Source organism: Micromonospora sonchi, from assembly GCF_014646235.1.
GTDB lineage: Bacteria > Actinomycetota > Actinomycetes > Mycobacteriales > Micromonosporaceae > Micromonospora > Micromonospora sonchi.
In genome coordinates this window covers 36,572-48,063 of sequence record NZ_BMNB01000021.1, presented here as the reverse complement: position 1 = coordinate 48,063, position 11,492 = coordinate 36,572, and the positions used below count along the sequence as shown (strand labels likewise).

Below are 11,492 nucleotides of genomic sequence, written 5' to 3'. Positions count from 1 at the left end.
GGGTCGGGTGGCGGCTTCCGGGCCGGTCACAGGCCGTCGGGCGTGTGCAGGATGCGCAGCACGGCTGCGGTGAACTCGACGCCGGGGCCCATCGCGAGCCAGAGCACGTGGTCACCGGCCGTCAGCTCGCCGGTACGCAGCAGGTGGTGCAGGGCGAGGAGGTGGTCGCTGGCGCCGCAGTGGCCGATCATGCGGCCGAAATCGAAGGTGGACTTCTCCATGCCGAGGCCGAGTGGTGCCATACAGCGCTGCTCCACCACCTCGCGGGAGTAGTTCATGAAGGAGACGCGGGTCAGATCGGTGGTGTCGATGCCGGCTTCGGAGAGCGCCTGCTCGGCCACGGTCGTCATGGTCTCCTGGGCCTCGCCCAGCACGGCGAGCACAGGCGTCTGCTCGGTGATGTGGTAGAAGAGCCGCGCGCCGAAGTCGAGATCCTTGCCGAGGGTCGCGCCGGGCGGGAACATCGGCTCGCCGCCGCGGTGGACCTCCTCGGCCTCCGGCACGGTGATCGAGCAGACCGACAGCAGTTCGGCGAAGCCGCTCTCGGTGCTCAGCACCACCGCCGAGGCGGCGTCGCCGAGGATGAACCCGAGGTTGGTCCGCCAGCGGTCCAATAGCGGGGTCCCGTAGTTGTCGGCGGCCACCAGCATCGCGGCGGTGCGTTCGGGCACGGCCTTGAGGTAGCTCGCGGCCAGTTCCAGCATGGTGAACATGCCGTTGCAGCCCTGCCGGATCTCGCTCGCCCGGGGCACGCCGCCGAGCAGGTAGTGCTGGAGGTACGCGTGGGCGATCCAGCCTTCGGGGCCCTGGTGCCAGGCGGCGGCGTAGAGCAGCAGGTCGATGTCACCGCGATTCAGCTCGCTGGTTTTCAGGGCGTCCTGTGCGGCGCGGAGGGCCATCTCCGGCGCGGGTAGGTCTCCGGCGACGGCGGCGCCGCCGAGCTTGTGGGTCTCGATGTCCTCCTCGGGATACCAGCCCTGGGCGACGGCGTGTTCGACGGTCACGGTCTTGGGAAGGTAGGCCCCGATTCCACGAATGTACGTTCCGGCGGTGCGCATCGAGTTCACTCCTCGGGGCGAATGATCTTAGGATCTTCACTTTAACAATATATAGCGTTTGATGTTGGGGTCAATGCTCGTCGATCACGCCGGGGCCGAAGCTCTCGTCCCCGCGGACCAGCCCGGAGAGCAGCGACACGAAGGAGATCTTGGGAGGCAGGCTGCGGTCGGGATCCACGATGGCCTGGGCTCGCAGGTGCAGCTCCTCCTTGCCGTGCGCGCCGTCGTAGAAGAACCGGACCAACTCCAGCAGCGAGCCCAGGAAGTCCCGGTACCGGTCCTCGTACTCCTTCATGACGTGCCGTTCCTTGTCCGGTGCGGTCAGCGTCTCGTGGACCGCCTTCGCGACGCTGCTCGCTCCGCGCATGGCCAGGGTCACCCCGGAGGCGAGCAACGGGTCGATGAACGCGGCCGCGTCGCCGACCAGCACCCAGCCCGGGCCGGAGAACTGCTGGCAGGTGTACGACCAGTCGCGCGCGGCGCGATAGATGTCCACCCGCTTCGCGCCCGCGGTGAGCCAGGAGACCTCGGACGATTCCGCGATCTGTTTTTCCAGCAACTGCTCCGGCGGCATTCCGGAGGCCACCAGCCGGTCGCTGGTCGTGACGTAGCCGATACCGGTCAGCTGCGGGCTCAGCGGCAGGTACCATAGCCAGCCCTGCCGGCAGCTCTCGGTCAGCAGGTCACCCTCGTGCTCACCCGGGTAGCGCAGGGCGCCCTGCCAGTAGCTCCACACGGCCACGTTGCGCAGGTCGTCGTACCAGTCGACCAGCCCGAGCCGGCGACCCAACCAGCGATGCTGGCCCGAGGCGTCCACCACCATCGTCGCCCGCGCCGGTACGGAGTCCGACTCGCCCTTGAGCTGATAGCGCACGCCTGCGATCCGGTCGCCGTCGGTCAGCGCATCCCGGACGGTCGCCCCCTCGACGACGTGCACGCCCAGTTCCCGCGCCCGGTCCAGCAACATCGCGTCGAACTCGGCGCGCCGGACCTGCCAGGCGTACTCGTAGCGGCCACCACGGACCTCTCGGAAGCGGAACGACCACGGTTCGGTCTGGTTCTCGCCCCACAGCAGACTGCCGCCGTACTTGACCTGGAACCGCAGCTCGGCCATGCGGTCGAGCAGCCCCAACGCGGTCAGCGTCGGGACGACGCCGGTGATCAGCGACTCGCCGATGTGGTAGCGGGGAAACTTCTCGCGCTCCAGCAACAGGATCCGGTGCCCCTCCAGCGCGAGAAGACCGGCGGTACACGCCCCCGCGGGGCCGCCACCGACGACGATGACGTCGTACTCGGCAACGGGTTGTCTCATGGCACCTGCTCCTCCTGCTCGCGTACGTCGGACCCCTGGGCGGGGCTCAGCCGGCCGGCGTGAACGCGACCGGCAGCCTCGTGAGACCGCGGAACATCGTTCGAGGCTGGTAGGCCAGTTCGTTCGGGCTGGTGGCCAGGCGCAGGTCCGGCAGCGTGGCCATGGCGCCGAGAGCGGTGCGCAGCTGAAGACGGGCCAGGTACGCCCCGAGGCAGTAGCGCATGCCCGCCCCGAAGGACATCGACGGGACGGGATCGCGGCGGATGTCGAACTCGTCGGGCCGGTCGTACCGCCCGGGGTCCCGGTTGGCCGCGCCGGCGAGGACCACCACGACGTCGTCGCGGCGTAGCCGCCGGCCGTGCAACTCGACGTCGGCGGTCAACTGCCGGGTGTTCGACTGCACTGCCGGGTCGAAGCGTAGGCATTCCTCGACCGCCTGTGGTACGAGGTGCGGCCGTCGGCGCACCAGCTCCAACTGATCCGGGTGGTGCAGCAGGCTGAGCAGGCCGTTGCCGAGCTGGCTGGCCACCGTCTCGTGACCGGTGAAGATGAAGGTGACCACGGTGCTGACGATCTCGTTGCGGCTCATCAGCCTGCTGCGGCGGGCGGCGAGCATCAGGGCCAGCAGGTCCGCACCGTCGTCGCGCCGCTCGGCCAGCGCCCGCTCCACGTAGTCGGTGAACTCGGCGATGGCCGCGTGCCCCCGCCGCATGTCCTCGGCGGTGGCGCCCCGGTCCAGCGTCCGGCCCACCGCACGCGACCAGCAGCCGACCGCGTCGGCGTCGCCAGCCGGCAGGCCGAGCAGCCCGAGCACCGCACGCAGTGCCAGCGGATACGCCAGATCGGCCACGACATCCATCGCGCCCAGGGCCCGCGCCGGGCGCAGCAGATCGTCGACGGTGGCCTCGATCATCGGCTCCAGGCGGCGCAACGCCGACGGGGAGAAGGCCGGGCCGACCACCCCGCGTAGCCGGCCGTGGTCCGGCTCGTCCTGAAACAGGATGATGTCGCCGACGATCTGGCTGAGCAGGCCGGGCCCGACCAGGTCGGTCCAGAATCGGCGGATGCCGGTACGGGCGAACCGTTCGTCGCCGAGTACCGCGCGGACGTCGGCGAAACGCGAGACGTACCAGACCTGGTGGGCACCCCGGTGCACCGGATCGTGGCGGAGCAGCCAGTGGTACGACGGATACGGGTCGCGCTGGACGTTGACGGCGGTCGGATCGAACAGGGTCACGGCATCGGCCAACCCGAGGTTCTCCCTCCGGTGACTGGTCACGCCGTCCGCCGGACGGGCCGGCGGACGGCGTGAGCCGGCTCAGTTACGACACGCTCGACGAGGCGCCGTACCGTCTCCGCCGGCGTGGGCAGCGCCCGCATCTCCTCCCGGACCTCACGCGCCGCCGCGCGCATCGACTCGTCCCCGATCAGCCGCCGCAGCAGGTCAGCGTCGACCTTGTCGGCGGTGCTCACCAGGCCGATGCCGCGTCGGCTGACCGCCTCCCGGGCGGTGTGCTGGAACTGGTCGCGGGGGTCGGGGGCGAGCAACTGCGGCAGACCTGCGTCGATCGCGGTCATCACCGTGCCGCCACCGCCGTGGTGCACCACGGCGGTGCAGGTCCGCAGCAGCGTGTGCAGTGGGGTCCAGCCGACCGCACGCATGTTCGGCGGCAGCTTGCCCAACGGGGTGATGTCGAGGTCGCCGAGCGCCAGCACGAAGTCGGCGTCCACCTCGGCGGCGGCGGCGATGATGGGCGCCACCGCGCCGATGCCGAACGCCTGGAGTTCGATGGTGCCCATCGTGATGGCCACCTCCGGGCGGGTCGGGGGCGCCGGCAGCCGGTCGCCGAGGACAGTCCCACCGCCGTACGGCACCCACCGCATGAACCAGCCCTCCGGCTCGGCCTCCAGCAGCAGGCTCGGCGGGAACGACTCGATCGTCACGCTCGGCTTGGGCAGGGTGACCTGGTGCTTCTCCATCAGGTCGGTCAGGAAGGAGGCGATCGAGGCGTGCATGCCCCGGGTGCGCCAGGCGCTCTGGTTGCGTTGGACGGCGGGCACTCCGGCGCGCGCGGCGGCGAGCAGCCCGACGGTCGCGCCCTGCTCGTAGACGACCAGGTCGGGCTTGAAGTCGTCGGCGAGGGCGATGGTGCGGTCCACCAGCGGCCGGTTGACCGCGGCGATCTGCACACCCCACTCCTCCAGGTCGATGGCGGGGCGGGTGGCGACCGTCTCGGCGAACCGCGGGTTGTCCTTGGCCACCTGCTCGAAGACCTTGACCGCGCTGAAGTCCGGGGCCACATCCACCACCTCCAGACCGGCGGCGGCGGCCTTCTGGGTGTGTTCGGCCAGCGCGATGACCACGTCGTGGCCGGCAGTGCGGAAACCCCAGGCGAGCTGGACCAGGGGGAAGAGGTGACCGATACCGGGGGAGGAGACGAACAGGACGCGCATGTCGGTGCCCTTCGGGTCGGGTGGCGGCTGGCGTGGTTCACCAGCCGGATCTGATCGTTTCGACGACGTGGGAACGGTCCTCCCCGGTGAGCCACCAGCCCACCGGGATGTAGACCACTCGGTCGGCCACCGAGTCCAGGCCGGGCAGGTGGACTCGTGACGACGCCACGCAGCTGTGCGCGTCGTTGCGGCGGGAGATGACACTGCTGGCGATGCCGGCCTCGTGCAGCCGGCGCATGAAGGCGGGGCGGTCGCGCACCTTCAGGGGGTACACCCAGAACGAGGGTTCCCGGTCGTCGGCGCGTTCGGTGTGTTCGACGCCGTCGAGACCGGTCAACTCCTTGTCGTAGTAGGCGGCGTTCTCACGGTGCCGGCGCAGCAGTTCGTCGACGTGCTCCAGGTTGGACAGGCCGATCGCGCCACCGATCTCGTTGAGGACGAACCGGTAACCCCATTCGGCCACGTCGTAGTCGCCGGTGATCCGGTCCGAGGCTCGCTCGATGCCCAGCCACCGGCGGAGCCGCAGCCGCTCGTGCAGGTCGTCGTCGGGTAGCACCACCAGTCCGCCACTGCCGGTGGTGAGGGTCTTGATCGCGCCGGTGCTGAACACGCAGACGTTGCCGTGCGTGCCGAGCGGGTTGCCCCGGTAGGTGGCCCCCCACGCCTGCGCGCAGTCCTCGATGATCAGGGGCCGGTGACCGTACCTGGCTGCGGCCTGGTCCACCACGGCGGAGAGCCGGTTGAGGTCCACGGGGTATCCGAGCCAGTGCACGACCACGATGGCCCGGGTGGCCGGTGAGATCTTGGCCGCCAGATCGTCGAGGTCGACGTTGAGCGTCGCCGGGTCGACATCGACCCAGCGCACCCGCAGCCCGTTGGCGAGGGCTGGCCAGTTGGTGCCCTCGAAGGTCAGCGGGGTGCTCAGCACCTCACCCGGATCGGCCCGATCGGCTTCACCGGGCCCGGGGCGGGCGGCGAGGCTGAGGGCCAGGTGCAGTCCGGCGGTGCCGCAGTTGACCGACACGACGCGGGGGTTGCCGATGCGTTCGCCGACTGCCGCCTCGTACTCGGCCACGGTCGGCCCGTGCTCCAGACGTCCGCTGTGCAGCACGGCGGAGACGCGTCGGCCGACGTCCGGTGACATGGCGACCTTGGACAACGGGATCATCGCGCCCCCCTCGATAGGTGCCACATGATTCTCAAGTGATTGATGAGGGGTGGTCAAGGGTGGAAGGGCGTCGAGTGACGCTATCCGTTCTTCGTGATTGCGGACCTCGCATCAGCCCACGTCACATGCTTCATAAATCTATATTGTGATGGAGGTCGTCGGATGTCGGATCCGGCCCGGCGCAGGGAGGTACGGGTGGCGTCGCTACATGTCCGGCTCGGCCGGACCGGCCTGCGAGTGAGCCGGGTCGCGATCGGGACCGTCAACTTCGGCGGGCGGGTCGACGAGGCGGATGCCCACCGGCTGCTGGACCATGCGTGGACCCGCGGGGTCAACCTGGTCGACACCGCGGACATCTACGGCTGGCGTGTCCACCGTGGTTGGACCGAGGAGATGATCGGCCGCTGGCTGGCCAAGGATCCGTCCCGCCGCGACTCGGTGGTGCTGGCCACCAAGGTGGGCAATCCGATGGGCGACAGCCCCAACGACCGAGGCCTGTCCGCCCGGCATGTCATCGCCGCCTGCGAGGCGTCGCTGCGTCGGTTGCAGACCGACACCATCGACCTCTACCAGATGCACCAGGTCGACCGGGAGGTCGGTTGGGACGAGATCTGGCAGGCCATGGAGCAACTGGTGCGCCAGGGCAAGGTCCGCTACGTGGGTTCCTCCAACTTCGCCGGCTGGGACCTGGTCAGCGCGCAGGAGGCCGCTCGCCGACACCGGCTGCTCGGTCTCGCCAGCGAGCAGTGCGTCTACAACCTGGTCACCCGGTACGTCGAGTTGGAGGTGCTACCGGCCGCCGCGGCGGAGGGCATCGGCGTGCTGGTCTGGTCACCGCTGCACGGTGGCCTGCTCAGTGGCGTGCTGCGCAAGCGGGCGCAGGGCACGGCGGTGAAATCCGCCCAGGGGAGGGCCGCTGAAGGGCTGGCCCGCCACCGCGCGGCGCTGGAGACGTACGAGCGCTTCTGCGCCGACCTCGGGCGGGACCCGGCCGAGGTCGGCATGGCGTGGGTGCTGCACCGGCCGGGAGTGACCGCCGCCGTGGTCGGTCCCCGTACGCCGGAGCACCTCGACGGTGCCCTGCGCGCCCTGGACCGGCCACTGGCGGCCGACGAACTGGCCCGGTTGGACGAGCTGTTCCCGCCGCCGGGGCGCGGTGGTCCGGCACCGGACGCCTGGATGTCCTGACCTGAACCCGTGCCGCCCGGTGCGGGACACGACCACGGACGGAGTCGACCGGTGGCCCATCTGCTGTTCGTCAACGTGGCCAGCCACGGTCTGGTCCTGCCCACCCTGGCTGTGGTCACCGAGCTGGTCCGGCGTGGACACCGGGTCAGCTACGTCACTGCGGGCGGGTTCGCCATGCCGGTCGCGGCGGCCGGCGCGACCGTGGTGCCGTACGCCTCGGAGATCATCGACGCCGACGCCGCCGAGGTCTTCGGTGCCGACGACCTCGGTGTCCGACCGCATCTGATGTATCTGCGGGAGAACATGTCGGTGCTGCGGGCCAGCGCTGCCGCGCTCGACGACGACGTCCCGGATCTGGTCCTCTACGACGACTTCCCGTTCATCGCCGGGCAGCTGCTGGCCGCCCGGTGGGATCGGCCGGCCGGCCGGCTCAGCGCCGCCTTTGCCTCCAACGAGCACTACTCCTTCTCCCAGGACATGATCGAGATGGCCGGCACGATCGACCCGTTGGACCTCCCGGCGTTCCGGGACAACCTGGCGGCACTGCTCGCCGAGCACGGTCTGACCCGGTCGGTGGTCGCGTGCTGGCAGCACGTCGAGCAGTTCAACCTGGTGTTCGTGCCGAAGGCGTTCCAGATCGCCGGGGAGAGCTTCGACGAACGGTTCGAGTTCGTGGGGCCCTGTTTCGGGCAACGACGCTTTCTCGGGCGGTGGACGCCGCCCGCCGACGACCGACCGGTCGTGCTGGTGTCGCTGGGCACCACCTTCAACGACCGGCCGGAGTTCTTCCGCGACTGTGCCCGCGCGTTCGCCGATCAGCCCTGGCACGTGGTGATGACCCTCGGCGACCAGGTCGATCCGGCGCAGCTCGGTGAGTTGCCACCGAATGTGGAGGCGCACCCGTGGGTGCCGCATGTGGAGGTGCTGGAGCGGGCGACCGTCTGCGTGACGCACGGTGGTATGGGCACCCTGATGGAGGCGCTGCACTGGGGGCGTCCACTGGTCGTCGTGCCGCAATCCTTCGACGTGCAGCCGATGGCCCGCCGGGTCGACCAACTCGGTCTCGGTGTGCTTCTGCCCGGGGAGAAGGCCGACGGGCAGGCGCTGCTCGCCGCTGTCGAGCGGGTGGCCGGCGACCCTGCGCTGGCGCGGCGGGTGGCGGCGATGCGGGAGCAGGTGCGGCAGGCTGGCGGCGCGGTACGCGCCGCCGACGCGACCGAGGCGTATCTGTCCCGGCACCGGTGACGCCGGCCCGCGTGGCCGAGCTGCCTGGCGGGGTTCGGACGCCCGCGCCCCCGTCGGCGAACCGGGTGCGCCGAGGGCTGCGCCGCCGGGAACAGGGTGCAGCGTCGGCGCCGGCCACCGACCGCTCGGTGGCCCCCAGCGGGCCGGGGCCGGATCAGCGGGCCATGGGCACCGGACCGGTCGTCTCCGCGACGATGTCGTCGTGCAGCTGACCGGGCAGCGCCTGCTCGGTCAGCAAAGTGCGATACCGATCGATCAGCGGCACCTCGGCCGGCCGGGCGGCCAACCACGAGCCGACCAGCCGGGCACCCTCGACGTAGGTGGTGGAGTAGGCCCGCCACAACGGATCGACCAGGAAGGTGACGATCTGCTCGGCCCGGTCCCGGGGCAGCAGCAGCCACCGGTGCAGGTAGGTCACGACATCGTCGGGCGGGAGGCCCCGGTCGTGCAGCAGGATCGCCGCGTCCTGGCGGGCCGGCATGAGCTGGTTGACCAGTGCGACCAGCTGTTCGACCAGCTCACCTTCGACGGTGACGCCCTGGTCGGCCAGCAGGTCGCTGGTCCACCGACCCCAACCGGGACCGATCAGGGCCGTCGCACCATGCTCGGCGGTACCCTCGGCGACCAGGCACTGCGGCGTGTTGACCAGGGCGACCCGGTGCTCGTCCCAGCCCCGCTGCTGGACCAGTCCGGCTTCCTTGAGACAGTGCTCGGCGTGGTGACCGGGGTACGCCTCGTGGGTCGCCATCAACGGCAGCACCGCGATCGTGCGGCCCGCCGTCTCGTTCAGGCTCACCGTGGAGCGGAACCCGCCGTGGTAGCGGTTGAACGCGTTCCACGGCCGGTCGCGGACCACCTCGATCTCCACCTGCTCGGCGGTGGGCAGCCCCAGCAGCGGCCGGGCACGCTCGCGCAGCGCGTCGGCGACGGCCCGTACCGCCGGCCCCAGCCGGTGCGGTGGCACCACGTTGCGGGCGTAGAACTCCTCCACCCGCTCCATCAGGGTGCCGCTGCCGGGCAGCAGCGCGCCGATCGCGTCGTGCACCGCCGCGTACCGCTCCGGGTCGCCGAGTCCGATCTCGACGTCGAAGTAGGTTCGCACCTCGTCGAGGAAACCGATCGGCTCACCGGCGGTCCGCCGCGCGGCGCAGTGCACGGCGCGTACCTGGGCGGTGAGGAACCGCCGGCGGTCGGCGTGCAGGTCCGCGTCGGACAGCCGGGCCAACAGCTCACCGGCCTGCCGGGCCAGCATCGCCGGGTCGTGCACCGGCTCGGCGGCGACCCGGGCGGCCAGCGCCGGATCGCCGAACCAACAGTCGACGTAGCCGTCGACGAGCCGGCCCATCCGCAGCCCGAGCGTGAGGTAGTCGGCGACGACGCCCTCGCCGGTGGTCACCGCTCGCTCCCCAGGCGGACCTCGCCGAGGTCGGCCAGTCCACCGAGCGAGGGCAGGGCATCGGCGCCGCGCACTCGCGGCCCGCGCGGTGCCGCGCCGGTGGGGCGTCGGAACAGTAGGGGTACGACCGCCGCGTCGACCAGCAGCCGTCGTTGCACCTGCTGCCAGCACGCCACGGCCGTTCGGGGATCGGCGGCGTCGACCGCCTGCTCGACCATCCGGTCGATCTCCTCGTCGCGGTGACCGCTGGGCCGTGCGCCATCCACCAGCGGTTGGAGGAACACCCGCGCGTTGCCGTAGCCCCACGGCGCCGCCCACGACGTGGTGCTGACGTCCCAACGTTGGGCCGGTGCGCCTGCGGCGCCGGTGAGCAGCGCCCGGTGGGCCGCCTCGTCCAAGGCCACCAGCCGCACCTCGATGCCGGCCGTAGCCAGGTCGGCGGCCCAGGCGCGGGCCAGGGCCAGTTCCTCGGCGCGGTCGGGGTGCACCGCGGTCAGGACGAGTCCGTGCGGATGGCCGGCGACGGCGAGCCGTTCGCGGGGTGAGCCGTGCGCCGGTGGTTCGGCCGGCGGGTCCGGGGGCAGGTGTGCGTCGTTGCCCGGCGGCACCACGGTGTACGCCTCGCGGATCTCCGACCACGGGTCGTCGGCGCGGGCGATCCGGGCCAGCGCGGACCGGTCGATCGCGTCGGCGATCACCCGCCGCACGGCTGCCGTGGCCACCGCCGGGTTGGCCGGGTCGCGCAGGTTGAACACCAGGAACGGGTCGGCCCGGTACCCGCTCACCTGGCCGACGGGCACCCCCCACGGCAGGTCGGCCACGTCGGCGGAGATCTGGTCGGCCAGCCGGCGCGGACCGCCGCCGGACACCCGGAACTCCACGGCGTCGAACCGCTGGTGCCGCACCGGGTCGCTCTCCGGACGCCAGGTGGGGTTCGGCTCCAACCGGATGGTGTCCCCGGGCTGCCAGGCGGCGATTCGGTACGGACCGCTGGCGACGAGGTGGGCGTGCAGTTCGGGGCTGCCCGGCAGGTACGCGTCGTACTCGGCGGGGGCCGGGGAGGCGCAGCTCAGGGCGAGCATGTCGGGAAAGTCCAACGCCGGGCGGAGGAGTTCGATGACGACCGTCTCGTCGTCGAGGGCGAACACGCCGGGCAGGTCGTGGGCGTTGGCGAAGGCGGCCAGCAGTGCCGCGGTGACCGGCTGGCCGGCGACGGCGGCGGCGTACTCGTCGCAGTACCGGTCCATGCCCCGCACCGTGCTGCGGAAATAGGGCAGGGCGGGATGGCGGGTCACCGGGTTGGCCAGTCGCTTGAAGCCGCGTACGACGTCGTGAGCGGTGATCCGCCTCGGCTGCGGGGTGTCCCACCAGACGTCCGGGCGCAGGTGTGCCACGTATGAGCGGTGGCTGGCGCCGAGTCCGGCGTTGTAGGTGGACGGCACGTCGACCGCCAGGTCGCCGACCGGGCCGAGGGCCCGCCAGTCGGTCGGGTCGGCCGCCCCTCGGTAGCTGACCAGTTGCCGTGTGGTCAGGCGCAGCAGTTGGCGCTCGGCGGGGGACCAGGCGGCGGTCGGGTCGGCCTGCTGGACGGCGGTGGTACCGAGCAACCGCAGGGCGTGCCGCTGCCGGGTGCCGGGTGTGCTGGTCGCTGCGCTGCGTGCCTGGGTCACC

9 protein-coding genes are annotated in these 11,492 nt (G+C 71.3%); 2 read left to right on the top strand and 7 right to left on the bottom strand.

The genetic code is table 11. The annotated features are described in order from the left end of the window. Nucleotides 1-26 precede the first annotated feature (26 nt). From IEY61_RS20945 to IEY61_RS20925, 5 genes are all read right to left on the bottom strand, one after another. Entirely contained in the window at nt 27-1,058 is a 1,032-nt protein-coding gene (locus IEY61_RS20945; protein WP_189046932.1) for a ketoacyl-ACP synthase III family protein, read from the bottom strand. Between the two features lie 70 nt (nt 1,059-1,128). Next, nucleotides 1,129-2,370, bottom strand: coding sequence for an NAD(P)/FAD-dependent oxidoreductase (locus IEY61_RS20940; RefSeq protein ID WP_189046930.1), 1,242 nt, complete (start codon nt 2,368-2,370; stop codon nt 1,129-1,131). Between the two features lie 46 nt (nt 2,371-2,416). Next, nucleotides 2,417-3,649: a cytochrome P450 gene (locus IEY61_RS20935; RefSeq protein ID WP_229706239.1), complete on the bottom strand. Its 1,233-nt coding sequence runs from the start codon at nt 3,647-3,649 to the stop codon at nt 2,417-2,419. After that, nucleotides 3,646-4,824 (bottom strand): nucleotide disphospho-sugar-binding domain-containing protein, encoded by a 1,179-nt coding sequence (locus tag IEY61_RS20930; protein WP_189046927.1) that lies wholly within the window; start codon nt 4,822-4,824, stop codon nt 3,646-3,648. Before IEY61_RS20930 ends, IEY61_RS20935 begins: the two co-directional genes overlap by 4 nt. Before the next feature lie 37 nt (nt 4,825-4,861). Continuing rightward, nucleotides 4,862-5,992 (bottom strand): DegT/DnrJ/EryC1/StrS family aminotransferase, encoded by a 1,131-nt coding sequence (locus IEY61_RS20925; RefSeq protein ID WP_189046925.1) that lies wholly within the window; start codon nt 5,990-5,992, stop codon nt 4,862-4,864. A gap of 162 nt (nt 5,993-6,154) precedes the next feature. Here IEY61_RS20925 and IEY61_RS20920 point away from each other — a divergent pair, with 162 nt between their 5' ends. Then, nucleotides 6,155-7,180 (top strand): aldo/keto reductase, encoded by a 1,026-nt coding sequence (locus tag IEY61_RS20920; RefSeq protein ID WP_189046922.1) that lies wholly within the window; start codon nt 6,155-6,157, stop codon nt 7,178-7,180. Between the two features lie 51 nt (nt 7,181-7,231). Next, nucleotides 7,232-8,425 carry a macrolide family glycosyltransferase gene (locus IEY61_RS20915; RefSeq protein ID WP_189046920.1) on the top strand — a complete coding sequence of 398 codons (1,194 nt, stop codon included), beginning with the start codon at nt 7,232-7,234 and terminating at the stop codon, nt 8,423-8,425. A gap of 154 nt (nt 8,426-8,579) precedes the next feature. Here IEY61_RS20915 and IEY61_RS20910 read toward each other — a convergent pair whose 3' ends face one another. Both IEY61_RS20910 and IEY61_RS20905 read right to left on the bottom strand, forming a co-directional pair. Continuing rightward, nucleotides 8,580-9,821 (bottom strand): DUF885 domain-containing protein, encoded by a 1,242-nt coding sequence (locus IEY61_RS20910; protein WP_189046918.1) that lies wholly within the window; start codon nt 9,819-9,821, stop codon nt 8,580-8,582. Continuing rightward, nucleotides 9,818-11,491 carry an ABC transporter substrate-binding protein gene (locus IEY61_RS20905; protein ID WP_189046916.1) on the bottom strand — a complete coding sequence of 558 codons (1,674 nt, stop codon included), beginning with the start codon at nt 11,489-11,491 and terminating at the stop codon, nt 9,818-9,820. Before IEY61_RS20905 ends, IEY61_RS20910 begins: the two co-directional genes overlap by 4 nt. Between the last annotated feature and the right edge of the window lies 1 nt (nt 11,492).